This is a genomic window from Streptococcus sp. NSJ-72 (genome assembly GCF_014334035.1).
GTDB lineage: Bacteria > Bacillota > Bacilli > Lactobacillales > Streptococcaceae > Streptococcus > Streptococcus constellatus.
In genome coordinates this window covers 930,603-956,997 of the sequence record NZ_CP060489.1, presented here as the reverse complement: position 1 = coordinate 956,997, position 26,395 = coordinate 930,603, and the positions used below count along the sequence as shown (strand labels likewise).

Annotated in this window: 20 protein-coding genes, 1 tRNA gene, 1 other RNA gene and 2 pseudogenes; 2 read left to right on the top strand and 22 right to left on the bottom strand. The window is 38.1% G+C overall.

The window, feature by feature from the left end; all coding sequences use genetic code 11:
* Positions 1-191: 191 nt before the first annotated feature.
* The 12 genes from H8787_RS04685 to H8787_RS04630 form a co-directional block, all read right to left on the bottom strand.
* Entirely contained in the window at positions 192-974 is a 783-nt protein-coding gene (locus tag H8787_RS04685; protein ID WP_006267479.1) for a nucleotidyltransferase domain-containing protein, read from the bottom strand.
* A 145-nt stretch (positions 975-1,119) separates the two neighbouring features.
* On the bottom strand, positions 1,120-3,525 hold the full coding sequence (gene pheT, locus H8787_RS04680) for a phenylalanine--tRNA ligase subunit beta (protein WP_187328333.1): 2,406 nt from the start codon (positions 3,523-3,525) through the stop codon (positions 1,120-1,122).
* Between the two features lie 136 nt (positions 3,526-3,661).
* Positions 3,662-4,189, bottom strand: coding sequence for a GNAT family N-acetyltransferase (locus H8787_RS04675; RefSeq protein ID WP_187328332.1), 528 nt, complete (start codon positions 4,187-4,189; stop codon positions 3,662-3,664).
* A gap of 4 nt (positions 4,190-4,193) precedes the next feature.
* The gene (gene pheS, locus H8787_RS04670; protein WP_187328331.1) at positions 4,194-5,240 is read right to left on the bottom strand and encodes a phenylalanine--tRNA ligase subunit alpha; all 1,047 of its coding nucleotides are present in this window, start codon (positions 5,238-5,240) and stop codon (positions 4,194-4,196) included.
* Between the two features lie 305 nt (positions 5,241-5,545).
* A complete protein-coding gene (locus H8787_RS04665; protein ID WP_187328330.1) occupies positions 5,546-7,411 on the bottom strand; it encodes an ABC-F family ATP-binding cassette domain-containing protein in 1,866 nt (621 codons plus the stop codon).
* Positions 7,408-8,607 carry a CCA tRNA nucleotidyltransferase gene (locus H8787_RS04660; RefSeq protein WP_187328329.1) on the bottom strand — a complete coding sequence of 400 codons (1,200 nt, stop codon included), beginning with the start codon at positions 8,605-8,607 and terminating at the stop codon, positions 7,408-7,410. The genes H8787_RS04665 and H8787_RS04660 overlap by 4 nt, the downstream gene beginning before the upstream one ends.
* 280 nt (positions 8,608-8,887) lie before the next feature.
* A complete protein-coding gene (locus H8787_RS04655) occupies positions 8,888-9,736 on the bottom strand; it encodes a DegV family protein (protein WP_049476665.1) in 849 nt (282 codons plus the stop codon).
* A 3-nt stretch (positions 9,737-9,739) separates the two neighbouring features.
* A complete protein-coding gene (locus H8787_RS04650) occupies positions 9,740-10,114 on the bottom strand; it encodes a DUF1149 family protein (protein ID WP_003069715.1) in 375 nt (124 codons plus the stop codon).
* 161 nt (positions 10,115-10,275) lie between these two features.
* Positions 10,276-12,225 (bottom strand): fructose-specific PTS transporter subunit EIIC, encoded by a 1,950-nt coding sequence (locus H8787_RS04645; RefSeq protein WP_006270594.1) that lies wholly within the window; start codon positions 12,223-12,225, stop codon positions 10,276-10,278.
* On the bottom strand, positions 12,222-13,133 hold the full coding sequence (gene pfkB, locus H8787_RS04640; protein WP_049476661.1) for a 1-phosphofructokinase: 912 nt from the start codon (positions 13,131-13,133) through the stop codon (positions 12,222-12,224). The genes H8787_RS04645 and pfkB overlap by 4 nt, the downstream gene beginning before the upstream one ends.
* Positions 13,130-13,873: a DeoR/GlpR family DNA-binding transcription regulator gene (locus tag H8787_RS04635; RefSeq protein ID WP_037566155.1), complete on the bottom strand. Its 744-nt coding sequence runs from the start codon at positions 13,871-13,873 to the stop codon at positions 13,130-13,132. Before H8787_RS04635 ends, pfkB begins: the two co-directional genes overlap by 4 nt.
* A 151-nt stretch (positions 13,874-14,024) precedes the next feature.
* Positions 14,025-16,568 carry a M1 family metallopeptidase gene (locus tag H8787_RS04630; RefSeq protein ID WP_187328328.1) on the bottom strand — a complete coding sequence of 848 codons (2,544 nt, stop codon included), beginning with the start codon at positions 16,566-16,568 and terminating at the stop codon, positions 14,025-14,027.
* Between the two features lie 131 nt (positions 16,569-16,699).
* On the opposite strand from H8787_RS04630, the gene H8787_RS04625 reads away from it, so the two are divergent.
* Positions 16,700-17,668: an NAD(P)/FAD-dependent oxidoreductase gene (locus tag H8787_RS04625; protein ID WP_126441300.1), complete on the top strand. Its 969-nt coding sequence runs from the start codon at positions 16,700-16,702 to the stop codon at positions 17,666-17,668.
* A 58-nt stretch (positions 17,669-17,726) separates the two neighbouring features.
* Here the strand turns inward: H8787_RS04625 and H8787_RS04620 are convergent, their stop codons facing one another.
* The 9 genes and pseudogenes from H8787_RS04620 to ssrA all read right to left on the bottom strand — a co-directional run bounded on the left by H8787_RS04620 (position 17,727) and on the right by ssrA (position 23,114).
* Positions 17,727-19,418, bottom strand: coding sequence for a phospho-sugar mutase (locus H8787_RS04620; protein ID WP_187328327.1), 1,692 nt, complete (start codon positions 19,416-19,418; stop codon positions 17,727-17,729).
* Between the two features lie 408 nt (positions 19,419-19,826).
* A complete protein-coding gene (locus H8787_RS04615) occupies positions 19,827-20,501 on the bottom strand; it encodes a DnaD domain-containing protein (RefSeq protein WP_006270564.1) in 675 nt (224 codons plus the stop codon).
* Between the two features lie 8 nt (positions 20,502-20,509).
* Positions 20,510-20,669: pseudogene (locus H8787_RS04610) on the bottom strand (homoserine O-succinyltransferase); the annotation flags it as partial.
* Between the two features lie 2 nt (positions 20,670-20,671).
* A pseudogene (locus tag H8787_RS10270) lies at positions 20,672-20,770 on the bottom strand (homoserine O-succinyltransferase); the annotation flags it as partial.
* 47 nt (positions 20,771-20,817) lie between these two features.
* Positions 20,818-21,330 (bottom strand): adenine phosphoribosyltransferase, encoded by a 513-nt coding sequence (locus tag H8787_RS04600; protein WP_006267445.1) that lies wholly within the window; start codon positions 21,328-21,330, stop codon positions 20,818-20,820.
* A gap of 125 nt (positions 21,331-21,455) precedes the next feature.
* Positions 21,456-22,151, bottom strand: coding sequence for an LrgB family protein (locus tag H8787_RS04595; RefSeq protein WP_003040138.1), 696 nt, complete (start codon positions 22,149-22,151; stop codon positions 21,456-21,458).
* Positions 22,144-22,524 carry a CidA/LrgA family protein gene (locus H8787_RS04590; RefSeq protein ID WP_003040069.1) on the bottom strand — a complete coding sequence of 127 codons (381 nt, stop codon included), beginning with the start codon at positions 22,522-22,524 and terminating at the stop codon, positions 22,144-22,146. The genes H8787_RS04595 and H8787_RS04590 overlap by 8 nt, the downstream gene beginning before the upstream one ends.
* 144 nt (positions 22,525-22,668) lie before the next feature.
* A tRNA-Ser gene (locus tag H8787_RS04585) sits at positions 22,669-22,756 on the bottom strand.
* 8 nt (positions 22,757-22,764) lie between these two features.
* Positions 22,765-23,114: a transfer-messenger RNA gene (gene ssrA / locus H8787_RS04580) on the bottom strand.
* 136 nt (positions 23,115-23,250) lie between these two features.
* On the opposite strand from ssrA, the gene H8787_RS04575 reads away from it, so the two are divergent.
* Entirely contained in the window at positions 23,251-24,252 is a 1,002-nt protein-coding gene (locus H8787_RS04575; RefSeq protein WP_187328326.1) for a YdcF family protein, read from the top strand.
* 371 nt (positions 24,253-24,623) lie between these two features.
* Here H8787_RS04575 and H8787_RS04570 read toward each other — a convergent pair whose 3' ends face one another.
* Positions 24,624-26,393: an ABC transporter ATP-binding protein gene (locus H8787_RS04570; protein ID WP_039676902.1), complete on the bottom strand. Its 1,770-nt coding sequence runs from the start codon at positions 26,391-26,393 to the stop codon at positions 24,624-24,626.
* Positions 26,394-26,395 lie beyond the last annotated feature (2 nt).

The following is a 26,395-nucleotide window of genomic DNA, read 5'->3' as shown; positions in this document are numbered from 1 at the left end:
AGTCAGAGAGAAAAAAACTGCAATCCGAAAAACATGACTAGCCACAACCAAACAATAAGACTGCCCAAAATATTTTTGACTCTCTCTGCAGAAGAAACTACTAAAGGAGCTTTTTATAATGATTTCAAGAAAAATCTACTAAATACAAAAAACGGCTTAAACCGTTTTTTTATACTCAATTCCAGCCGATTTTATGATAAAATTCCCTCTAAATTTACAATTATTTCTCTTAATTGTTTTTCAAGAATTTCAGGACTAGCAGTGATGCTCATTAATAAGGCATTTAAAGATTTCTCAAATTGATTGGGAAGAAGGCTTGCATGAGCTTTTGCATACGACATCATTCTCTTTTCGCCGGGGTGGGTCAATTCATTAACTGCAAAAATAATGTCAAAATAGGATTCTAAAAAAGCTGTAACACGATGATTAACGCTAACAAAGTCTTTTCGTTTTGCTGCTTTTAAAATCTGCGTATCGTAGGACGGCAAATGTCCAGTTAACAAACTAAAATTTCGTGAAATGATATTATCTTTTAATTTCGGAGGAAAGGGAACGTTAAACCGTTCTTGCAATTTACCTAATTCTCCATCCGCATCATACAGAATCTTGCAGGTTTTTAAATTGTGCCAAAAGCAGGTAGTGTAGCCATTCCCGGCTTGGTATTTTTCTATAACATTTTCAAGATCTGTTGCAAAATGACAGATATTCCTGTAAAGAATATCAATATCAACACCATTATTTAAGGTACAATCATCTTCCAATTCCCAAAACTGATTACTCATTTCCATGTAAGAACAATATTTAGTTAAAATCGACTCTCGGCTATTTTCATCTGGAATGCTTGTGCAATAAATATATAAATCATAGTCCGAAGTCTCATCATAAGTTTCTCCACTACGAGAACCTCCTAAAGCAATAGCTGTCACTTCTGGCAAGTCAGAAAATGCTTTCCAAAGCTTCGCAAAAACTGTCATTATTTTCTCCTATGTCAACTTATTTATAAAAAACTTTGCCCTTATTATACACCATATTTTTTGAAGAAGAAAGATTTACAAGATAAAAATAGGGGTGAGACTAAGAACTAAAATTTTTAGTTCTGTCTCACTCCTAGTTTTAATATTACCGCACTTCTGCACCAATCGTTTCTTCAAGAGATTTTTGGATTTTTTCCATATAGCGAGCCACTTCTTCATCTTCCAAAGTATCCTCTGGATTTTGGAAAGTCAAAGTGTAGGCCATGGACTTCATACCAAGCCCAAGTTTTTCACCTGAGAAAACATCAAACAATTTAATATCTGTTAAGCGCTTCACACGAGCAGCTTCAATAGCTGCAACCACCTCTTTATGGCTGATTTCTGCTTTAAGAAGCAAAGCAATATCACGTGTTACAGCTGGGAATTTAGTAATTTCTACAAATGGTTTTGCTGGTTGAACCGCTTTTTCAATAGCTGTTAAGTTGATTTCTGCTACATACGTTTCTGGGATATTATAATCCTTAGCAGTTACTGGATGAACTTGACCAACAAAGCCAATAACTTGTCCGTCCAGCAAAATGGCTGCTGTACGTCCCGGATGCATGCTGGCTAATGCTTGCGTCACTGTGTATTCTACTTTCAGTCCAAGGCGGTCAAACAGTGCTTCCAGAACTCCTTTTGCATAAAAGAAATCAACTGGTACAGCAGAAGTTTGAAAATCTTTTTCAGATACCAAACCTGTCAAAGCAAAGGCAAAGCTATTGATTTCAGTTGGCAATTCTGCTGTTGGATTTCCAGCTTGCTCGAAGACTTTTCCGATTTCGTACAGCGCTAAATCTTTATTTTTTCGTGCAATATTATAAGCAACAGTATCCAAAATACCAGCTACCATATTTTGCCGAAGAACACTGCGTTCTACTGTCATTGGCCACATCAATTCTGTTAAGTTACTTGGCTTCATACTAAATTGCATAGCTTTTTCAGGAGTGGTTAGGGCATAGCTGATGACTTCCGTCAGACCAGCACCTTCTGCAACAGTACGAACTTTGCGACGAAGTTTTTGGGTTTCTGTTAATTCGCCAGCAGTTCCATCATCTTTAGGCAATGTTGCCGGCAATCTGTCATAACCATAAATACGTGCAATTTCTTCATAAAGGTCAGCTTCAATATGAATATCCCAACGACGAGGTGGTACACTCACTGTGAATTTCTCTGCATTACCAGTAAGACCAAAATCAAGACGGCGAAAAACATCTTCAATATCAGTATAAGTCAATTCTGTTCCAAGCACACGATTGACATCTGCCAATGTTGAAGCAACTTCAACATCCGATGTGTCCACTTGACCTGCTGAAACGATGCCAGCTTGTACATTTGCTCCTGTAAGATCTGCAATCATGCTAGCTGCCGCATCGAGGGCTTCTGTTACTGTTGCTAGGTTAATTCCTTTTTCAAAACGAGAGGATGATTCTGAGCGAAGATTGAGACGCCCACTCGTCTGACGAATGGAAGTTCCATCAAAAACTGCTGCCTCAAGCACTACACGCCTTGATTTAGGGGAGATTTCCGTTTCACTTCCACCCATAATACCAGCCAATGCTACAGGCTTATCTGCTACGGTAATAACAAGATCACTCGTTTCTAAATCACGCTCTTCATCATCAAGAGTTACTAACTTTTCACCTGCATGCGCTTCACGTACGACAATTTGATTATCTTCGAAAGTATCTAAATCAAAGGCGTGCATTGGTTGACCAAAATATAGCAACATATAATTTGTCACATCTACTACATTATTGATTGGGCGAATTCCCTCATTCATAAGTAGATTTTGAAGCCACTGCGGACTTGGAGTAATGGTAACATTCTCTAAAATACGCACTGCATAAAAAGGTACCTTTTCTGTTTCAATAGCAACAGATAGCTGTTCTGCTGCTTGCCTATCTGTCTCTAGTAACGGAAAATCTTGAAAATGAACTGATTTGTCATAAATCGCTGCCACCTCATATGCTACCCCACGCATTGAAAGAGCATCCGCACGGTTTGGCGTAATAGAAAGCTCAATAATTTCATCATCCAAGTCAAGATAAGGAAAAACGGAATCTCCTGGTACAGCTTCTTCTGGCAAAATTTGAATCCCTTCAGAAAATTCTTTTGGGACAATCGAGTCAGAGATACCTAATTCTCCAAGAGAACAAATCATTCCAAGAGATTCTAAACCGCGGATTTTTCCTTTTTTAATCTTGTAATTATCCGCAATACGAGCTCCGGGAAGAGCTACCATAACCTTGATTCCTGCTCGTACATTTGGAGCGCCACAAACGATTTGTCGAAGTGCTTCTTCTCCCACGTTCACTTGACATACATGCAAGTGCGTCTCAGGCACATCTTCACAGCTGACCACTTCACCAACTACAATTTTTGACAATCCCTCAGCAGGAGAGCTAACCCCTTCTACTTCAATCCCTGTCGTTGACATTTTTTCAGCTAATTCTTCACTCAGAACAGTTACGTCAACTAGTTCTTTTAACCATTTATAACTTACTAGCATAATTCATCTATATGAGTACATCAAAATCTTTGAGAATTTTTTGCTTTTTCTCAAAAATTTCACCTCATATTTATTTCCTTTCTTTTAATTCGCAGAGCTATTGAGAACACGAAAACAGTGCTCAACGCTTTCTCAATTATTTTAATTTTTTCCGTATGAGCCAATCAATGTCAACCGTTTCACCTGTCACATATTCATGCTCACTAAAACGCTCAAAACCATATTTAAAGTAAAAGTTTTGGGCCTTAAAATTCTTTTCCCAAACGCCTAGCCACACCCATGAACATTTTCGTTTCATAGCTTCCTGCAGGGCAAATTCAAACATTTCCTTGCCAAAACCTTGTCCTTGATACGGTTTCAAAACATAGATGCGATGCACCTCAAAAGCATTCCTCATTGAATAGTCTGCCTCTACTGGCTCAGTCTGTTCCTGCCCCCAGTTAAATTTGAGAAAACCAACAATCTTCTCTGTTTCATCTGACGCAAAATAGGTCTCTGACTCTACCAGTGCCAAATCCTTCTGAATCCGCTCAAGTGAGAGCTCATTCGCAAAATAATCTTGCATGTCTTCTGCCTTGATGTAAGGGCCAAAAGTTTCTAGATAAGTCTGCACTTCTAGTGCTCTTAGAACTTCAGCCTGTTCTTCTTTTACTTTTATTAACATACATTTATTTAAATTGTTCTGAGAACCGAACATCTCCTTGATAAAATCCGCGAATGTCATTGATTCCGTAGCGCAACATAGCCACACGTTCTTGCCCAAGGCCAAAGGCAAAACCAGAATAAACATCCGGATCAATGCCACTCATTTCAAGAACACGAGGGTGCACCATTCCGGCTCCCATAATTTCAATCCAGCCAGTCTTTTTGCAAACATTGCACCCTTGACCACCGCATTTGAAGCAGGAAACATCCACCTCAACAGAAGGCTCTGTGAATGGGAAGTAAGATGGACGCAGACGGATCTGACGCTCTTCACCAAACATTTTTTGCACAATGAGCTCCAATGTTCCTTGAAGATCTGCCATAGAAATATTTTTTCCGACAACTAAACCTTCAATTTGATGAAATTGATGAGAATGCGTTGCATCATCCGTATCCCGTCGGAACACACGCCCTGGCGAAATCATCTTCAAAGGTCCTTTAGAAAAATCATGTGCATCCATCGCTCGAGCTTGAACCGGACTAGTGTGAGTCCGCAGTAAAATTTCTTCTGTAATATAGAAAGTATCCTGCATATCACGCGCTGGGTGGTCTTTTGGTAAATTCATCCGCTCAAAGTTGTAATAGTCTGTTTCGACTTCAAAACCATCTACAACTTGATAACCCATTCCAATAAAAATATCTTCAATTTCTTCACTTGTCTGGCTAAGAACATGACGATTCCCAGCAATAATTTTCCGACCCGGAAGAGTTACATCTACTGACTCCCTAGCCAGCTGATTAGCAACTTTTTGCTCTTCCAATAGTTTTGCAGATTCTTCAAAAGCAGCAGTCAATACATCCCGTGCTTCATTGACATGTTTCCCGATAATCGGACGCATATCAGCAGAGACATCTTTCATACCTTTTAAAATTTCTGTTAAAGAGCCTTTCTTTCCAAGGACAGAAACACGCAGATTCTGCATTTCTTTTTCATTTTCAGTTGAAATTTTTTTCAGCGACGCCAGAGTTTCTTCTCTAAGCTTATTTAATTGTTCCTCAATGGTTAACATAATTCCTCCAAATATAAAAAACCGCTTGTCAGACTCCATAAGCGGAGCGTTGACACGCGGTACCATCCGTTTTCATCTGGTTTTCCAGACCTTAATTCTAAATCCCTTTGCAAGTGAATTTACCTAGTTTTCATCTAAAAAACTCTCAGTCTCTGGTTCTTCTCCCTGTCAAACTTCCCCTAAGCTACTAGTCTTGCGGATTCTTATTTAATTAATTGGTATTATACCAAATTTTATAGGATTTGTAAATAGAGCTTATTTAAATATGTAATGATACTCATGATACATATATGTAGCTGTTAATTCTATACTAACTCACTCAAGTATTCGTAGCGCTCATATTTCTCCAAAAGGAAATCATTTTTAACATCCAGTTCTTTTTGGAGTTCAGCGAGTCGACCAAAGTCCGAAGCATATTCCAGCATTTTCCGCTCAATAGTTGCAATTTCCTCTTCAAGTTTCTCTATATCACCCTCAATAGACTCCCACTCCTGCTTTTCAAAATAGCTCATGCGTTTCTTCTCCTCACGCACCTTCACTGGCTTTTCCTTTCCAGTCTTTTTGGAAATGGCAGAACTCTCAGCCAGAAAAGCTTTTTCATCTAAATAATCCGTATAATTCCCAAAGTACTCTCTGATAGTTCCCTCTTCAAAAGCTAAAATCTTATCTGCTACTTTATCAAGGAAATAGCGATCATGGCTGACTGTAATGACTGGTCCAGCAAAACCTTGCAGAAAATTCTCCAATACCGTCAGAGTTGCAATGTCCAAATCATTGGTTGGCTCATCAAGAAGCAAGACATTCGGCTTTTCCAAGAGAAGTTTCAGTAGATAAAGACGCTTTTTCTCTCCACCAGAAAGCTTTTCAATCAAAGTACCATGAGTAGAGCGCGGGAAGAGGAATTGCTCCAATAGTTCCGCAATTGATGTTGTTCCATTGCCTATTTTAACCTCCTCAGCCACTTCTTGCAAGAAATTGATAACACGTTTAGACCCATCTAATCCTTCAATTTGCTGTGAAAAATAAGCCACACGAACTGTCTCACCAATCATAAGTTGACCAGATTGAGGTGCTAATTTCCCAGCAATCAGATTGAGCAAAGTAGATTTTCCAACACCGTTATCACCCACAATTCCAAGCCGATCTTTATTTTGAATCAATAAGTTAAAATGAGAAAGAATCTTCTTGTCACCATAAGCAAAGTCAACATCTTTAAATTCAATCACTTTCTTACCAATACGACTGGTTTCGAAATTCATTTCCAAACTACTGTCAGTTGCCTGACCCGCTAAATCTTGCTTAAGGTCATGGAAACGATTGATCCGTGCTTGCTGCTTGGTTGCTCTGGCCTGTGGCTGACGGCGCATCCAGGACAACTCTTGCTTATACAGTTGCTGCTTTTTATGTAAAAGAGCAGCATCACGCTCATCCTGTTCGGCTTTCAAACGAACATAATCTTGATAATTTCCTTGATATTCAACTAAACTACCACTGTCTAACTCAAAAATTCGAGTTGAAACAGAATCTAAAAAATAACGATCATGGGTAATAAAAAGAACTGTCTTTTTGGAATTCTTCAAAAAATTCGTCAGCCATTCAATGCTATCAATATCCAAATGGTTGGTTGGTTCATCAAGGAGCAATAAGTCATCATCTCCTAACAGAACTTGTGCTAATTGAACTCGACGTCGCAAACCTCCTGACAAATCGCCAACCTTAGCAGATAAGTCGTTCAACCCCAGCTTAGACAAAACTGTCTTAACTTGACTTTCGATTTCCCAGACCTGAAGAGCATCCATTTCAGCCATCACTTTCTCTAAACGAGACTGATTATTTTCATCATAGTTAGATAGTAGTAGCTCATACTCACGAATGAGCTGCATTTCTCGTAAATTACTAGACAAAACTGTATCTAGCACCGTTTTATTGTCATCAAAGTGCGGTTCTTGAGTTAAGTAACCGATTTTATAGTCTGAATGAGCAGAAAAGGGATTGACATCCCCGTCAAATCCAGATTTTCCAGACAGAACGTTCAAAAGAGTTGTTTTTCCAGTTCCATTAACCCCAATCAAGCCAATGCGATCAAAACCATGAATAATAAAGGAAATATTTTTAAAAACAGTCTTATCTCCTACCGTTTTAGTCAACTTTTCAACAATAAAGTCACTCATCTTTTCTCCTCTACAAAAGCTAAAATAGCTTCAAGGCAGTTGTCCAAGACGCCATTCACAATAGCCATCTCAATCTCAGTCAAGAGCTGTCCTAAAGCAGGTCCAGGCTTAAAACCAAACTTTTTGATTAACAGGCCACCATTGACGACAATCTCATGTTTATCATGAATCGTTAGTGAATTATAAGTAAGATAAATCTTTTCAAAATCAACAGCTAATCCCTGTGCTTGACGAATTTCTTCTGCTTGTATCATCAAGTCCAACTCAAAACGATAGCATTCTTCCTTATTCAGAAAATGCGTTTGGCGAATAGTATAAATCATAACAATTTGCTCTACACGCTTTTGAAATTCATTTGAAGTTTTCCAATGCTTTAGGAATTTTTTAACATTTTTTACTTGAAGAACCATTAGAAGAGCAGCCCAGGCTTGCTCTGAACTCGTAAATTTAAAATCTGCTTCAACATCAAACATCGTTTCCAATTGTGATTGGCTGCTGCGCATGTCAGGTAAATAATCCGTTGCACCACTGGCAATCAGACTTTTCAATCCTTTACGCCAATAAAACGCTGTCAGTAATTTATCAAATTCAATAAAAGTCCGCTCTACAGAAATTTTTTCTAATAGCGGAGCACACATTTTCATGGCATTGAATGTGTCTTTGTCTAACGCAAAACCCAGAGTAGCCTGAAAACGAAATCCTCGCATGATACGCAAGGCATCTTCGGTGAAACGCTCCGAAGGTGTTCCTACAGCACGTAAAATCTGATGTTTTAGATCATTCAATCCTTCAAATAAATCAATCACATTCCCTGTTTCATCTAAAGCCAAAGCATTGATCGTAAAATCGCGCCGCTTTAAATCTTCTTTTAGAGAACGAACAAAGGTAACATGACTAGGTCTACGATAATCTACATAAATATCCTCGGTCCGAAAAGTCGTCACTTCGTATTCATGATTGTCCTCTAATACTAAAACTGTCCCGTGCTCAATCCCAACATCAATCGTTCGTTCAAAAATACGTTTGGTTTCTTCTGGATAACTGGAACTCGCGATATCCACATCATGAATCGGTCGATTCAATAAAGCATCGCGGACTGACCCACCGACAAAATACGCCTCAAAACCGGCATTCTTGATCTTCTTTAATACTGGTAAAGCCTCCTGAAATTCAGAAGGCAGATTTTCTAATCTCATAATAAATATTCCAATCGTCATATTTTTCTAATCATGATGTGGCTCATTTGAAAATTATTTACTACTTAAACTTAATTGAACACACTATCGGGAAAATCTATCCCTTAGCAAAATTAGGAGCAAGCATATCTCCTAGCCATCTTGCCTGTGAAGGTTCGATGAACTTTGTAATTTCATCCCAATCACTCTAACCACAGAAGCAAAGCCATGCTCTTAATACGCTCTATCACCAACTTATAGGCATTTCCCATAAAGCCTTTTAGGATAGGCGAATTGCACCTTAGACAATCGGGATATAAGCAAGAGCAATACTTCCTGCTCCCAAATGAGTTCCAATCACACTGCCAAATGTTGCAATGGGAATTTCTCCAGTAATTCGCTCTTCTACTAATAATTTATGTAGAAGTTCTGCTTTTTCCCGTGCATTTCCATGAATAATCATCACCTGGTAATTTCCTTGTGCAGTCTGTTCTTTGACAATCTCAACCAGACGTTTCGTAGCTTTTTTCTCGGTACGAATTTTTTCATAAACCTCAATGACTCCCTCGTCATTAAAGTAAAGAATTGGTTTGATACTGAGCAAGTTTCCAAGAATTGCAGCACCGTTAGACAAACGACCACCCTTCACCAAGTGATTTAAGTCATCTACCATGATGAAAGCACCAATTCCCTTAATTTGAACTTCAAGATTGTTTAAAATTTGTTCAAACAATAATCCCTGTTTAGTCCAGTTCAAAATATGCTCCACCATCATTCCAAGTGGCGCACTTGTGATTTTTGAATCCGGAAAAGCAATTTCTAAACTTGGAAATTCATCTTTCAAATACTGGATATTTTGATAAAAACCAGAAATTCCACTCGATAAAAACAAACCAATGACATGAGTATAACCTTGTCCTTCTACTAAAGAAAGGATATTTACTAAGCTAGCAATACTCGGTTGGCTCGTCTTTGGCAATTCACTAGAAGCTGCCATTTTTTGATAAAATTCACTAGCAGAAAGATTTTTTCCTTCAATATACTCAACCCCGTCTATACTAACGGGAATATCTAGGACAAATAAATGCTCATTTTCGGCTACTTTATTATTTAAATATGCTGACGAATCAGTAATTACAGCTAATTTCATGCATTAAAACTCCAAATTGATGCCTGGTAAATCTAAGGCGATTTCTGTTACTTCATAGGTCAAACGATTTAATACAGCCAAACTTGGCTGAGCTAATTGCTCCACCTCATCCTGCTCAAATTCACTCGGTTCGTTCACAATTCGCCCAAGAATATGATTGACTTGCGAGATTGTTCCACTAATGACAAAAGCATCAAAGACAATCATAAAGCTCACAATTACAACAATAGAGGTCACTTGCCCTTCCTGATCTTGATTTAACAATTGAAAATTGACGTCCACTTTTGTTTCTGGAGTTCCATTTTCTTTTTCCCATTCTAAATTACGAGCATCATAATGATATTGACTAACAAATTCTTTTTCACGTTGTAATTCCATTTCGTTTCTCCTCAAAATATGCGTTAGTAAAATTATATCATATTTTCCAGCACCTGACTATTTTAATCAGTATGAAAATCATCTTCTGCCAATGTTTCTTTTAGGATTAAAAAGGAGTCAGAGAATTTTTTCTCCAACTCCTAGAATGATGAAACTCATCATTATTTATTCAATGGTTTACGAAGTGCTCCGAATAGCACACCACTTACAATTGCGCCAATCAAGATAAAGATGATATAGAGAAGAGCATTTGAAGTAAGTGCAATAACAAAGATACCTCCGTGCGGTGCGATTAGTTTAATACCAGCCATGCCGACAAGGGCACCTGCTAAGGCAGAGCCAACCATAAAGCTTGGAATAGCGCGAGCAGGGTCAGCAGCACCAAATGGAATGGCACCTTCAGTGATGAATGATAGCCCCATAACAATGTTTGTCAAACCTGAATTACGTTCTTCTTCGGTGAATTTGTCTTTGAATAAAAGCGTTGCAACAAAGACTGCTAGAGGAGGAACCATACCACCAGCCATAACTGCTGCCATCACAACTGAACCACCTGTTGAAACAGTTGCTGCAAGAGTTCCTGTACCAAAAATATAGGCCGCCTTATTGAAAGGACCACCCATATCAATAGCCATCATACCACCTACAACGAGTCCAAGAAGGACAGCTGAACTACCAGATAAACCTTCTAGGAAACTATTCAATCCAGTATTGATAGCTGCCATTGGAATATTCACCAATAACATCAAGAAACCAGTTAGCAAGATTCCCAACAGCGGGTAAAGTAGAATAGACTTGATGCCCTCTAGTGATTTTGGAAGACCACTCAAGGCTTTTTTAAGAAAGTTTACAACGTAACCTGCAAGGAAACCACCCACTAGGGCTCCAAGGAAACCAGAAGGGACGCCAGCAAGAGCAAGGGTTGCTTTCCCGCCTGCTGCAAATGGAATTTTTCCAAAAGCAAGACCTGCTGAAGCCATGCTACCTGCTACAAACCCTGGTGCCAAACCTGGCTTTTCAGCAATAGAATAAGCGATATAACCAGCAAGAACAGGAAGCATAAAGCCAAAAGCCAAACCACCAATATTCTTAAACATAGCTGCAAGCTCATGGTAAGTTCCAAGATTTGCCAATTGATCTTTTGGAACTCCCATCGCTTGGTCAATCAAGAAGGCAATAGCAATCATAATACCACCACCAATAACAAATGGAAGCATTTGGCTAACACCACTCATTAAGTGTTTGTAGAAACCGCCTGCTGCATTCGCTGAAGAGGACGCAGCTGCTTTATTGGCTGCATGATATACTTCTGCTTTTCCTGACAATGCCAAGTTAATCAATTCTTCTGTTTTACGAATACCATCAGCAACCGGACGATTAATCAGTGGTTTCCCATCAAATCGATCCATTTCTACAGCTTTATCAGCTGCAATAATAACTGCTTTTGCTTTTTGAATATCTTCTGCTGTCAGTTTGTTTCCGATACCACTGGCACCATTGGTTTCGACTTTGATACCAACTCCCATTTCGGCGGCTACCTTTTGAAGCGCTTCTTGAGCCATATAAGTATGTGCAATACCTGTTGTACATGCTGTAACTGCAACAAGAAAATCACCATCTTTGCTTGCCGTTTCTACCGTTGCAGACTCTGCTGCTTTATCAGACGCTTGGTCAAATAACGCAATCACTTCGTCTGGTGAAGTCACTTGACGAAGTTTATCTGCAAATCCATCTTTCATCAGGTATTGGGACAATTCTGCAAGTGCAGCCAAGTGAGTATCATTCGCTCCTTCTGGTGCAGCGATCATGAAGAATAAATCTGTCGGTTGCCCGTCTAAACTTTCATAATCCACACCTTTGTTTGATTTTGCAAAAAGAACTGATGCTTCTTTTACTGCGGCATTTTTGCTGTGTGGCATGGCAATTCCGTCACCTAAGCCTGTTGACGTTAAAGCTTCACGAGCCAAGATTCCTTCTTTGAATGTTTCAAAATCTGTCACATAACCACTGTCAACTAAACGATGAATCATTTCATCAATAGCAGCTGTTTTTCCAGTCGCTTGTAAATCAAGCAACATTACATCTTTTCTCAGTAAGTCTTGAATCTTCATATTTTTTCTACCTCTACTTTTTCATACGTTTTGTTAATGAAATCGGCTGTCGCCAAATCATCAGAGAAGGTTGTTGCAGTCCCGCAAGCTACTCCCCACTTAAAAGCTTCAACAGGATTTCCTGAACGAACAAATTCACCAGTAAAGCCTGCAACCATGGAGTCACCAGCCCCAACAGAATTTTTTACGATTCCTTTGATTGGCTTTGCAAAATATGCTCCGTCCTTTGTTACCAAAAGTGCTCCATCACCTGCCATAGAAATAATGACATGTTGGGCTCCCTTGGCTAGAATTTCACGAGCATATTTCTCAATCTCATCCAGCTTTTCCAGCTTTACTCCGAAAATATCACCCAGTTCATGATTGTTTGGTTTGACCAATAATGGCTGAAATTCCAGTGAATCAATAAGTGTTTGTCCTTCAAAGTCACAAACAACCTGTGCGCCGGTTTGTCTTGTTAAACGAATCAACTCTTTATAGACGACATTCCCCAGATTTTTGTTACTTGATCCTGCAAACACCACTGTATCTTGCTCTGACAGTCCTGAAAGGATCTCTTTCAATTCTGCTAATTGCTCTGGTAAGACGGTCGGACCCGTTCCATTGATTTCTGTTTCAGCATCTGCTTTAATTTTCACATTAATGCGCGTATCCTCTAACACTTGAACAAAATTAGTCGCAATCGCTTCATTTTCCAAGGTATCAGTAATAAATTTTCCAGTAAAACCACCTATAAAGCCAGTCGCTGTGTTATCAATTCCCAAACGTTTGAGCACACGACTGACATTGATGCCTTTGCCACCAGCAAATTTATCATCGCTTTCCATACGATTCACGCTTCCAACATTGACCTTATCCAAACGGACAATATAGTCAATAGAAGGGTTAAGCGTAACAGTATAAATCATACTTCAATAACCTCCGTTTTTTCTTTTATCTTTTCCAATTGCTCATTGGCACATGCACTCGTAATAATGCTAGCACGTTTGATAGGGGCGACTTTCACGAAAGAGGAATGACCGATTTTTGAAGCATCAGCTAAGATGTAGGTCTGCTTGGCGTTTTCAAGAATCGCTCGTTTGACTGCTCCTTCTTCCATATCAGGTGTTGTATAGAAATTTTCATCAATTCCATTCATACCAATAAAGGCTTTGTTGAAATTCAACTGACCAATTTGATTCAAAGCAACCCCCCCGATACTAGCGTCTGTTGAGCTTTTAACCACCCCTCCGATAATAACTGTTGGAATGTTTTTCTCAACTAATTTTGTCGCATGGTGAATAGAATTGGTCACAACTGTCATATGTTTATTTGAAAGTTCATTCACTAACAATTCATTTGTCGTTCCAGCATCAATAAAAATAACATCTTGTTCTTGAATCAATTCCGCTGCTTTTTGAGCAATTCGTAATTTATCTTGAACGTTTTTGATAGATTTTTCTTGATTGCTTTCTTCCTCTTGAAGGAAATGAATATTTTCTGCACCACCGTGAATTCGGCGTAGTTTTCTTTCACTCTCCAATTCATCTAAATCTCTACGAACTGTCGATTCAGACGTGTCTAATAGACGCACTAAAGTATCTAGTGAAACAACTTGATGACGATTAATTTCCTCTAAAATTACCTGTTTTCGCTCTGATTTTAAGATAATTCCACCCCTTCCTGCAATCGTTTACAGATTCATTATACACCAATTTATTTCAAAGTCAAGCATTTTCTTTCAAAAACTATCATTTTTAATAAAATATCGAAATACAATAAGAAAAGGCTGAAATTCGCATTCAACCTTTTTTATACTATTATACTGTCGCTTTGATTGCTGCTTCAACAGCTGCTTTTTCTTTGTCAATCAAATCAATACGAGCGGAAATTTCTTTGATTCCCATACTAATATTACGGCTAATTGCCAAATCAGATAATTGTGGTTCAAAGAAGGCTTTGTATTCTGCTAAACGTTCATGCGTCTTAAAGGTACTTGCTGGATAAATGACAAATTTGTCAAAACTCATATCTCCACCAAGAGCTGCCTTAATCCAATCCCAATTGTCACGCGCCCAAGTCCAGACAGTTCCTTGTGTGAAATCATGTTGTAAGAAAGTAAAATACCAGCTCATTGCTAAATCCTGCGGTTTTACAATATCTTTATTTTTCCATTCTTCTAAAAGATGAGTGAGTGTTGTTTCGTTCTTCGTATAAGAAAGAGCCGAAGCCAATTGACGTTGGAAGTTGCCGTCAACCGTTGTAATGTATTTTGCTAAATATTTATCGGTCAATTCTTTTGTCTCATGGCGTTTGATTTGGTTAATCAAAATTTGCAAGCGAGTGGCTGCAGGAAGTTTTTCCAAAGTATCGTGATAAGCTTCAAAAATTTGGCTAGCTTTTTGACTCGCTTTTTCATCATCAGCCGCAATCATATTCGCTACAACGATTTGACGAACCAATTCATCTTCATCTGTTTCGCCTGCTTTAGCTTCAAAACCAAGTCGGTCAAAGTTAGCTTGATTCAGCTTAACAAGTAATTTCTTAAAAGCAACCTCTGTTTCTGTCCCTTCATCCACAAAAATCTTCAAACTAGTTAGCACAGACTTCACTGCAGATACCACAAGATAAGATGTTTCATTAGTTAATCTTTCAACCACTGGAATCAAATCTGCAAATGAAACAAAACCAGCTTCAGCCAACAAACGACGTTCTTGCACCACTTGCAACTTACTTGTATTATCTAAGTCTGTAATAGTTGCCAAAATATTGTCTAGCAATTCGCCTTGATAATCAGTAATGTAATGCGCTGTATTTTCTGTATTAAAACGAAGTGCTCCTTCATTTTGAGCTGCAAGAGCTGTATAATTTGGAATTTCAAGCGTTTCTGTTTCTAGAGTATCTGGGATACTAGTCCAATTACTATTCAATGGTACAACCCATAGACGACCTTTTTCTTCTTTTTCACCAATAAAGAATTGTTTTTGAGAAATTTTGAGAGTATCATTTTCCACAATCGCTGTCAAAACAGGATAGCCTGGTTGTTCTAGCCACGAATCCATAAAGGCTGCTACATCACGTCCTGAAGCTGCACCAAGAGCATTCCATAAGTCACGACCAATTGTATTACCATATTGATGTTTGGCAAAATAAGCATTCAAGCCTTTTGCAAAAGCTTCATCTCCTAGCCAACGACGAAGCATGTGCATGAGACGACTTCCTTTAGCGTAAACAATCGCAGGATCAAATAAGGTATTGATTTCGTCTGGATGTTTTACTTCCACATGGACAGATTGAACACCGTCAGTCGCATCCCGTTTTAGAGCCAGAGGAACGCCACTTGTTTGGAAATCCTCAAAGATGTTCCAAGTTGGTTCAATGGCATTCACACAGACATATTCCATCATGTTAGCAAAGCTTTCATTGAGCCAAAGATCATCCCACCATTTCATTGTGACCAAGTTACCAAACCATTGGTGCGCCAATTCGTGAGCAATCACAAGAGCTACTTGCTGACGACTAGTAACAGTTGAATTTTCGTCTACTAAGAGGTAAACCTCACGATAAGTGACCAAGCCCCAATTTTCCATAGCACCTGCAGAGAAATCTGGTAAAGCTACATGTAAGGATTGAGGAATTGGATACTTCACCCCATAATATTCTTCATAAAAGTCAATAGAGCGAACTGCAATATCTAGGGCAAACTCTAAGTTTGAAGCAGGGTGGGCTTTAGTAGAGTATACCCCCACCAAAGTACCATTCTTTGTTTTAGCTGTAACACCTTGCAAATCGCCAGCTGCAAATGCTAAGAGGTAAGAAGACATACGAGGCGTTGTTGCAAATGTCCAGATACCCGTTGCTTTCCGATTTTCTACATCAATTTCCGGCATATTTGAAAGCGCTATTTCTCCTGCTACTTGGTCGAATTTCAAAGAAAGATCAAAAGTTGCTTTTGCTTCTGGCTCATCTACGCTTGGAAAAGCTTCACGCGCAAAATGACTTTCAAACTGAGTAGAAAGCACTTCTTTTTTAACTCCATCAACAGTATAGTAAGAAGGATAAATTCCTGTCATATTATCTGTAATTTTACCTGTATAAGAGAGAGTTACTTCAACAGTTCCTGAATGACCAAGCTCAATATAAACTGCTTCATTTTCATTATCTACAGAGAATGGGCGTGATTGACCAGCTACTTCGACAGATTGAATCACTAAATCTTTCTGATGAAGTGAGATTTTTTCACCTTTTGCTTCTCCGCTAATAGTTACCTTACCTGTAAATGTTTTTTGCTCCCGATTCAAATCTAAAAAAATCGTATAGTGATTTGGAACAAATGTTTCAATAAAATGTGCAACTGCTTGCATGTATTTCTCCTTAATTAATAATATAATCTGTAACTATTGTATCATAATTCATGCCTGCTAACACGTATTCTTTATAGTTTTCCTACATTTTGTGATAAAATAGAAATACGTTATCATTTTAAGGAGAAATCATGTCTGAAATTTTTGATATTACGATCATTGGTGGAGGTCCCGTGGGACTTTTTGCTGCTTTTTATGCACACATGCGTCAAGCAAAGGTGAATGTGATTGATTCACTTCCTCAGCTCGGTGGACAGCCAGCCATTCTCTATCCTGAAAAGAAAATTCTGGATGTTCCTGGTTTTACTGATTTAACTGGTGAAGAACTGACTGAACGTTTAATTGAGCAACTGAAAACGTTTGAAACAAGCATTCACCTTGATGAGACAGTATTAGATATTGAAAAAAATGATGGATTGTTTTCCTTGACGACAAGTAAAGGAAAACACATTTCAAGAGCAATTTTAATTGCCATGGGAGGTGGAGCTTTTAAACCTCGCTCACTTGATTTGGACAATGTAGAACAATTTGAAAACATTCATTATCACGTTTCCAATATCAATCAATACGCTGGACAAAACATTGTGGTTCTAGGAGGTGGTGATTCTGCAGTGGATTGGGCACTTGCTTTTGATAAAATCGCTCCGACACATATCATCCATCGTCGAGACACCTTCCGAGCTTTAGAACATAGTGTGAATGAATTAAAAACTTCAAATGTAACAATCAAAACACCATTTGTACCAAATAAGCTTATCGGCGAAGGAAACAAACTTACTCATCTTGAAATCACTAAAGTAAAGAGTGATGAAAAGGAGCTTCTTCCGCTGGATCAACTGTTTGTCAATTATGGCTTTAAATCATCTGTTGGGAACTTAAAAAACTGGGGATTGGAGCTTAATCGTCATAAGATTATTGTGAACAGCAAACAAGAAACTTCTGTTGTAGGGATCTATGCTGCTGGAGATTGTTGCAGCTATGATGGTAAAATTGATTTGATTGCAACTGGTCTTGGGGAAGCTCCTACAGCCATCAACAATGCTATGAATTATATCTATCCAGAACAAAAAGTACAACCAAAACATTCGACTAGTCTTTAAGACGCAAAAAAACTTGAAGTTCTCAAAAGAGAACTTCAAGTTTTTATATGTACTGCACCTATTTCACGCTATCCATTTTTTCTCGGCAAGCCTTTTCGATGAGATCGAGTTTTTCAACACTTTCCTTTTCGTCTTTACCAATTGAATAGATGTATAGTTTGATTTTAGGTTCGGTCCCTGACGGTCTGAGTGCATACCATGAACCATCTTTAAAGTAATATTTCAAACAGTTTTGTTTTGGAAAATCAAGGTAGCCATCTTTAAAGTCAATCACTTTTTCAAGTTCCATTGCTCCAACTGTTGTCAAAGGATGTTCTCTAAATTCTTCCATCATTCGAGCGATTCTCTCTTGACCTTCTACACCTTCTAACTCAAGAGAAACTTGTCTTTCATTATAGAAACCAAATTCTGCATAAATATCATTTAAAACATCTAACAGAGTCTTACCCTGTTTCTTAAAGTAAGCAGCCATCTCCACGATCATCATAGAAGCACTGACAGCATCTTTATCTCTAACAAATGTTCCATAACAGAAACCGATACTTTCTTCGTAACCGAAAACATACGTTTTTTCTTTAGTACGATCATACTCGTTGGCTTTGCCACAAATATTTTTAAATCCAGTCAGGGTTTCTACTGTTTCAATACCATATTTCTTCGCAATCGCTCTAGACAAATCACCTGTAACAATAGATTTCACCATGACAGGATTTTCAGGTAAATTATTGAGAGCAGAACGTTGTGAGAAAATATAATAAGAAAGCAAAGCACCAATCTTATTTCCGTTTAAAAAGACATAATCACCGTTTGCATTTCTTACTTCCAGCGCAACACGATCGCAGTCTGGGTCATTGGCAATCAAAATGTCACAATTATTTTCTTTTCCAAGCTTTTCAGAGTAAGCAAATGCTTTCGGAAATTCTGGATTTGGATAACCAACGGTTGTAAAATCTGGATCAGGAAATTCTTGTTCCTTCACGACATAGATATTTTCAAAACCTCTTCTTTTTAAAATTTCTCTAACCGGAATGTTTCCTGTACCATTCAAAGGCGTATAGCCAACTTTGATAGATTTATCAACATCTTCATTGATGGTCAAGTTAAGAACTTCTTTGTAGTAATCTTCTTCGACAGATGCATCAATATAATTTGCAAGACCACTTTCCAAAGCTTCTTCAAAAGGAATAGATTTGATGTCTTCAAAGTTGACAATTTCATCCATGTGACCTGCAATTTGGCCTGCAATGTCATCCAAAATCTGTGAACCTTCTTCCCAATACGCTTTATAGCCATTGTATTCTTGTGGATTATGGCTAGCCGTTACCATAACTCCTGCTTTACAGTACAATTTTCTAATTGCATACGAGCACATTGGCGTAGGATGAATCCCATTGTAAATATAGGTTTTGATGCCGTGAGCAGCCATGATAGAGCAGGTCAACTCAGCAAATTCTTTTGATTTATATCTGACATCATAGCTGATTGCAACACCTCTTTTAATCGCTTCTTCACCATGGTCTTTCAAGGTTTCAGCCAATGCCTGGGCTGCTTTTCCTACCATGTATTTATTCATACGGTTGGTACCAGCACCCAATTTCCCACGAAGACCAGCGGTCCCAAACTCAAGACCTTTGTAGAATCGATCTTCGATCTCAGCTTCATCATCCTGAATAGACAGCAAATCAGCTTTCGTTTCTTCATCGAAGAAATCATTGTTTAGCCATTGTTCATAAACTTCTTTGTAGTTCATATAACGACTCCTTTTAATATATTATTTCTCAATAATTCCATTCTATACTACCTTTTCATTTTTAGCAATCCTTTTTCTGATTTTTATTTAAAACGCTTGTATTTTTTAGTTTTAATGGAAAAATCTAAAATGCTTTTAGAAGGAATAACTAAATATTTTTCTGAAAAATTTAAAAATTTCTCTCATTCAAATGATTAGGCATTGGCATTTTTATACTCAGTTTTCTATATTCTCCTACTATTTCAATCATTGACTAGAGACTCAACTTTGGATAAATCAGCATCAAAAATGAGCTCTATCATCTCTGAAGTGGATTTTATCACTACAGAAATTATAGAGCCTTCATTATCATTTTTTACTATTACTTATTTCATGCTCAATTTTTCATGAAAAATAAACTTCGACATCTTAATCACGCCACAAATCCATAGCATTCAAAAAATCATCTGAAACGGTGATATTTTGCGGATTGGTCGTTTCACGTTCCTCTCGCTTCGCTTCGACTTGGCTTACTGTTGTAATACCTTCACGACGCCAATTTCGTAAGATGGCTTGGATATACTTCCAATTTGCTTTGCCGTTAAAAACAGCTTCTCGAAGAGCAGCTGTGACGAGTTCTGGGCTGGTCTTATCATCTTGAATTGTTTTTGTTAAATCTTCTATTTCAAATGGTGTCAAGAGACGACCTAATTCTCTTTGGAAAGTCTCAACCAAGTCTTTTAAATTATTTTGAGAAATAGGCTGTACGACCGTTGAGTGACTTTCTACAATTTCATCCAATCGTTCAAGTGCTGGCAGTGCATCAAAAACAGCCTCAATCTCACCATTAAGTACAATCGTTTTGTACTGCAACAACCCTTTTTCTGTCAAATTTGACATAGAACGATTGACCTCTGTGACTGACTTCCCAATACTTTCCGCAATCCGATTAGGAGAAATCTCTTCTAATGACGTTGTATTTTGTAAATAGAAAAACTGCCAAACCAAAAAGTCGTCACTATTATCAAATATCTCATGAAAATGAAAAAGAAGCTCTGTTGGCAATACTAAATTGCCCGTCTTATACGCTGATAAATAAGTCATAACACCTCTTATAAATAAGCAAACAAGAAAGCGACATTAGCTGCATTTTTCCAGTCAAATGGCGTTTCTTGGTAAACAGCATAGTTGATACAATTGTTGAAGAACAGTGCCTCAGCTAGATTCCATCGCAAACATAGAGTTGAAATAATTTTCTGGGATATGGGGATCTAGCGCAACAACTGTGTTTCCGTCACTATTTTTTGCGGCATTAAATTCAAAATCAAGATATTCTCAGATCTTAAAATGTCGACAGCTAATAATTTCTTAATTTAAAATGACATTTTCGCTTAAAGAGGATCTGGCTTTCACTTATATCTTAATAGTGCATGAGAACCTTATAATCGTAGTCGCCAATTGCTTCGCGACCTTTAAGCTCATCTAATTCAATAAGGAAAGCACAGCCTGCAACGATACCACCTAGTCGTTCAACCATCTCAATCGTTGCCTTAACCGTTCCGCCCGTTGCAAGGAGGTCGTCAACAATCAGTACACGTTGTCCAGATTTGATGGAGTCTGCATGCATTGTTAAGGTATCTATACCGTACTCTTTTTCATAACTAGCTGAGATAACCTCACGGGGTAATTTCCCAGGCTTACGTACTGGAGCAAAACCAACACCAAGCTCATAAGCTACTGGACATCCAACAATAAAACCACGCGCTTCTGGACCAACAATCATGTCAATTTTCTTGTCTGTAGCATATTGAACAATTTCTCGAATGGCATAGCTGTATGCATTCCCATCTGCCATCAATGGGCTAATATCACGAAATAAAATTCCTTCTTGTGGATAATTTTCAATGGTTGCAATATAATCTTTTAAATCCATAACTGTCTTTCTATCAAAAAGTTTTTACTCCCTATTATACCATGTTTTTTAGGAAATAGGGCAGAAAAGTTTTTTAGTACAAGATTTTTTATTCTATTAAAAATGACAAGTCGTTCTAACTCTTTCTATTTCAAAATAATACTTGCGACAATCGGACTGACAATGACATACATAATCCCTGTCACTCCAATAGCCAGACCAGCCATAGCTCCTGCAACTTGTCCGTATTTAAAAGCTGTTCCAGTGCCAACAGCGTGACCCGTTCCTCCAAGAGCTAAACCCACTGCAACTGGATCTTTGATTTTTAAAATTCTTAAAACAGTCGGACCTATCACACTTGTCAAGATTCCTGTTGCTACTACGACCACCAAAGTCACTGTCGTTAGCCCTTGCATTTTATCCGTAATTCCAACCGCCATAGCTGTTGTGACTGATTTTGGAAAGAGTGAAATGGCTAAGAAAAAATCCATTCCAAAAGCCTTTGCGACCAAAGCTGTAAAACTGGTATTAACCACTACTGCTACAAAAGTACCAAGCAAAATGCTTCTGGCGTGGTGTTTCATGAGATGAAATGTTTTATACAAAGGAATTCCTAACGCAACCGTTGATGGCACAATGAGATTATTTAAATAGGCCCCACCAACATAGTAATTCTTGTAGGAAATTCCTGTCAATTTTAAAAATACAATAACAAATATGGTGGCGAGCAGCAAAGGAGTTGTCAATGGATGAGGAAATCTGCGAAATATCAGCATTCCTACTAAATAAGCAAAGATCGATAAAGCCAAACCAAATAAGGGATTGCCCCACAAATTAGACATTTCTTGTTTCTCCTTCTCCGTAGTCGCCTTCAAAGCGATTTTTAATCAAATGAACAACCACAGCAATGACAATCACATTAATGACAATCGCTCCGACAATAATCAAAACAATCGGCAATAAATAAGGAGCAATGACATGAAATTTATCCATAATTCCTACAGCCGGCGGCAAAAATAGAATCGTCATATTGGCTAATAAAAAGTTTCCCACCATGCTCACATGCCGCAATCTTAACATCTTAAATTGCAAAGCCAAAAAGAGAAAAATTAAACCGATAATACTTCCTGGAATCGGCAAATGAAAAAGATAGGAAATCCCTTCTCCTATCAAAGAAATCGAAAAAATAATCATCAATTGTACATATAATTTCACAAGAAACCTCCAAACTTTCTAGTAACAGTCTACTACTTTTCAGAAAAATTTCAATATTTTTCAAAAAATAAATGAGTGAATTCGTTTCTCACTCATTTTATCTTCTAGTAAAAAAACGCCACCAATGAGCGTTTTGTACCAAAACGGAAGACATGGGATTCGAACCCACGCACGCTTTTACACGCCTACTGCGTTTCCAACACAGCCTCTTAAACCTCTTGAGTAATCTTCCACGTTTATAAATGGAGCCGGTGGGAATCGAACCCACGTCCAAACACCTGCCAACACATTTGTCTACAACCATAGGTTATGTATTGGATTTAACTTCGCTTTGACACATAACTCAAGCCAAAGCCAAGCGAGTCTATTAATCTCTTATCAAGTCCCTAGACAAGACTTAATCGTATCTCGCTATTATTAAGACCTGTCATCGAACACGAGCGATCCGAATCTGGTCACGCTGGCTGTTTTTTAGGCAGCTAAAGCGTAAGAATTATTATTTTTTGCAGTTATATTTAACTGGCGCTTTACATCCGCTTGATGAGTCGCAAAATGTGCCTCATAATGCCTGTCGAATCCGTAACGACCCCAAGACATGAAAACATTATACCACACTTTTACTAAAAATTTCAATTTTTTGCGCTCATTGTTTTTGAAATCTACTTTTTATAAGAACTTTTATGCTATACTAAAATGGAATTTGTTTGAAAGGTTTGTTATCTAGATATGGTATTGCATCTTGTTTGGTTTCTTCCTGCTCTGCTTTTTTTCATTTTATTTTATATAGAGCCAAGGCGACTCTTCCATGCATATTTCTTTAGTATCATTCTTATTTTATTCGCCCTAATTATTTCTGGTCGTTTTGTAGTCCATATTGAGCAACTTGCCAATAGAAATCTAACAATGCTTATTTTACTCATCCTAGCCTTTTTCATTCCATTGAGTGTCATAGCTTCATCTAGTTATCTCATTTTTAATGGCCGGCAGATGATGATTTATGAGGGTAGGCATATAGCTAATCTCCTTTCCCTCTTTTATGGTATCACCATTGCTCTTTCCCTAGTGCTTACTTTTTTCTTCCCTCATTTTATCTTTCTTCATAAGATTCTATCTCTTACAAATGGACTTCTAATTTATGGTAGCTATCTTTATACGTCCTATATCCTTTACGGTTTTGTTTATAATATATTCCCCGTCATAAAACGTCCGGACTATCTTATCATCTTAGGCTCAGGATTGATTGGTGACCGAATACCGCCTCTTCTCGCTCAACGACTCGAAAAGGGGAAGACGATGTATGAAAAATTTCATAACTATCCCAAAATTGTCGTTTCTGGAGGAAAAGGTGTCGATGAACCAATAGCAGAAGCAGAAGCAATGGCGCAATATTTAAGGCAAGTAGGTATTCCACAAGAGGATATTATAATTGAACGGCAGTCAACCAATACCTTAGAAAATTTGCAGTTTAGCAAAACTATTTTAGACGAAAAAAGTAAGGAAAATTACTATTGCTTGGTCATCACCAATTCTTTCCACTCTTTGCGAGCTGGTATTTACATGCGAAAACTTGGCTTAAAAGGGCGAAGCATCGGATCTAGGACTGCTCTTTATTTTCTCCCATCAGCTTGGATTCGCGAAACAATCGGACTGATTGTACTCTATTGGAAATGGCACGCTATTTTTCTTGGATTTTATTTCATTATTTGGTTGATTAATCTCTTTCGATAATGTAATCTTTGCAGCTATTTGCCTTAATGGAGCCATTCACAAGCCACGATTAAAACCATCAACGAGGATAACAGGCAAACTAAAATGAATGCTTGCTATCGACTAGGACAATTATGTATAAAACCCGTTCTTGTTATCAGCCTAGCTGACATGTAAAACGAAACCTATTCCCTACATCTCCCAAACTGATCGAAGAAATGGACTGTCCCCTCAAAGATGTTGTGAAAAATAGTCGCGATACAGAATGATTGCCTTTCAATCTTAGTATGATCAAAAATAAAAAACACGAACTCATCCAATTAGCTAACTGCTAATCTAGACTGAGGTCGTGTTTTCATTACTTTGAGAGGTTTTGTCTATTCTCTTACTTATTAAGCTTCTTTCTTAGCAAATTGGCTCGTATATAAATCATAATAGAAGCCTCTATCAGCTAGAAGTGATTCATGAGTTCCTTGTTCAATAATTTGTCCGTCTTTAAGCACTAAAATTTTATCAGCTTCTTGAATTGTCGATAAGCGGTGAGCAATGACAAAGCTTGTCCGTCCTTGCATGAGGTTCTTCATCGCTTTTTGAATCAAGAGCTCTAAGCGCGTATCAACCGACGAGGTTGCTTCATCCAAAATTAAGATTTTGGGATTTGCCAATAGTGCGCGCGCAATGGTCAATAATTGTTTTTGCCCCAGCGAGATATTGCTAGACTCCTGATTCATTTCCATATTATAGCCACCTGGAAGTGTCCGAATGAAATGATCTACATTAGCAGCTTTGGCAGCATCCACAATTTCCTCATCTGTTGCACTCAGATTTCCAAAACGCAAGTTATCCTTTACTGTTCCTTCATAGAGCCAAGCGTCTTGCAAGACCATGCCAAATTGCTTGCGGTAATCTTGGCGCGATAAGTTACGAATATCGTGACCATCAACAGAAATTGAACCTGCTGTTACATCGTAAAAGCGCATGAGTAGATTGATGAGGGTGGTCTTTCCAGCACCGGTCGGACCGACAATTGCTACCATTTCACCCGGCTTTACCTCCAAATTGAAGTCGCGAATGAGCGGTTTGCTTTCTACATATTGAAAATCAACATGTTGAAAACTAACCTGTCCTGTCAAATCATGTTCTAATTGCTCTTTTATATCCGTTACTTCGTCTGGTTCATCTAAGACTTGGAAAATACGATCCAGCGAAGACTTAGCACTTTGTAATTGCCCAGCTAACTGCGTTAAATTTTGAATTGGTTGGTTTACTTGCCATACATATTGTACAAAAGCTTGCATGTTCCCAATTGTTAATTGTCCAGAAATGACTTGCAAACCACCAACGACCGCTACAAGCAGATAAGTCAAATCTGAAATTGCGTTCAAAATTGGCATCATCAAGCCAGAAATAAAACTAGCTTTGAACCCGACTTCTTGGAGGTTTTGCGTGATTTCTCGAAAATCGTCTGAAGATGTTTCTTCACGACCATAGAGTTTCAGCACATTAAAACCAGTTAGATTTTCTTGAACAAATCCATTCATGACACCTAGCGTATCTGCTTGCTTTTTAAAATATGGTTGTGATTTTTTCAAAATAAAGGTCGCCCCAAAATAGGTCAACGGAATGCTAGCAATCACTATCAAAGCCAGTTGAAAATTAAGATACAAGACCATTCCGATAACTAAGGTAATGGTCAAAACCGCATTTACAACTTGTAAGAATGATTGTTGAAGCGCATTTGAGACAGTCTCTACATCACTGGTAAAGCGCCCTAGCAAATCTCCAAATTGATGCTTATCAAAGTAAGAAACTGGAATTTGATTAATTTTAGAACTCAACTCATTGCGCATGTCACGTACTGTATTTTGCACTGCATTGGTCATAAAATAATTAGAATAGTAAGCCCCAATTTCATAGAACAAACCACGCAAAAGGTAAAGTGCCATTACCCCAAAGACATATGTTGTATTTATACTGGCGCCTTCGACTCCTTTTGCTATGTCCAGCACATTTCGTGTCAATTCTGTAATAGCAAGACCAAGTACAAAAGGCTCTAGCACGCTCATCACAATACTCACCACCTTCAAAAAGATAGCAAGGATTACTGAGAGTTTATAAACTTTTAAGTAACTCCACAAGCGCATAAAACTATGTTGTTTCATCT

What these genes read in the sequence shown, in the direction of transcription:
- H8787_RS04685 (WP_006267479.1), bottom strand. Translation starts at nt 974, where the DNA reads ATGACAGTTTTTGCGAAGCTTTGGAAAGCATTTTCTGACTTGCCAGAA.
- pheT (WP_187328333.1), bottom strand. Translation starts at nt 3,525, where the DNA reads ATGCTAGTAAGTTATAAATGGTTAAAAGAACTAGTTGACGTAACTGTT.
- H8787_RS04675 (WP_187328332.1), bottom strand. Translation starts at nt 4,189, where the DNA reads ATGTTAATAAAAGTAAAAGAAGAACAGGCTGAAGTTCTAAGAGCACTA.
- pheS (WP_187328331.1), bottom strand. Translation starts at nt 5,240, where the DNA reads ATGTTAACCATTGAGGAACAATTAAATAAGCTTAGAGAAGAAACTCTG.
- H8787_RS04665 (WP_187328330.1), bottom strand. Translation starts at nt 7,411, where the DNA reads ATGAGTGACTTTATTGTTGAAAAGTTGACTAAAACGGTAGGAGATAAG.
- H8787_RS04660 (WP_187328329.1), bottom strand. Translation starts at nt 8,607, where the DNA reads ATGAGATTAGAAAATCTGCCTTCTGAATTTCAGGAGGCTTTACCAGTA.
- H8787_RS04655 (WP_049476665.1), bottom strand. Translation starts at nt 9,736, where the DNA reads ATGAAATTAGCTGTAATTACTGATTCGTCAGCATATTTAAATAATAAA.
- H8787_RS04650 (WP_003069715.1), bottom strand. Translation starts at nt 10,114, where the DNA reads ATGGAATTACAACGTGAAAAAGAATTTGTTAGTCAATATCATTATGAT.
- H8787_RS04645 (WP_006270594.1), bottom strand. Translation starts at nt 12,225, where the DNA reads ATGAAGATTCAAGACTTACTGAGAAAAGATGTAATGTTGCTTGATTTA.
- pfkB (WP_049476661.1), bottom strand. Translation starts at nt 13,133, where the DNA reads ATGATTTATACTGTTACGCTTAACCCTTCTATTGACTATATTGTCCGT.
- H8787_RS04630 (WP_187328328.1), bottom strand. Translation starts at nt 16,568, where the DNA reads ATGCAAGCAGTTGCACATTTTATTGAAACATTTGTTCCAAATCACTAT.
- H8787_RS04625 (WP_126441300.1), top strand. Translation starts at nt 16,700, where the DNA reads ATGTCTGAAATTTTTGATATTACGATCATTGGTGGAGGTCCCGTGGGA.
- H8787_RS04620 (WP_187328327.1), bottom strand. Translation starts at nt 19,418, where the DNA reads ATGAACTACAAAGAAGTTTATGAACAATGGCTAAACAATGATTTCTTC.
- H8787_RS04615 (WP_006270564.1), bottom strand. Translation starts at nt 20,501, where the DNA reads ATGACTTATTTATCAGCGTATAAGACGGGCAATTTAGTATTGCCAACA.
- H8787_RS04600 (WP_006267445.1), bottom strand. Translation starts at nt 21,330, where the DNA reads ATGGATTTAAAAGATTATATTGCAACCATTGAAAATTATCCACAAGAA.
- H8787_RS04595 (WP_003040138.1), bottom strand. Translation starts at nt 22,151, where the DNA reads ATGTCTAATTTGTGGGGCAATCCCTTATTTGGTTTGGCTTTATCGATC.
- H8787_RS04575 (WP_187328326.1), top strand. Translation starts at nt 23,251, where the DNA reads ATGGTATTGCATCTTGTTTGGTTTCTTCCTGCTCTGCTTTTTTTCATT.
- H8787_RS04570 (WP_039676902.1), bottom strand. Translation starts at nt 26,393, where the DNA reads ATGAAACAACATAGTTTTATGCGCTTGTGGAGTTACTTAAAAGTTTAT.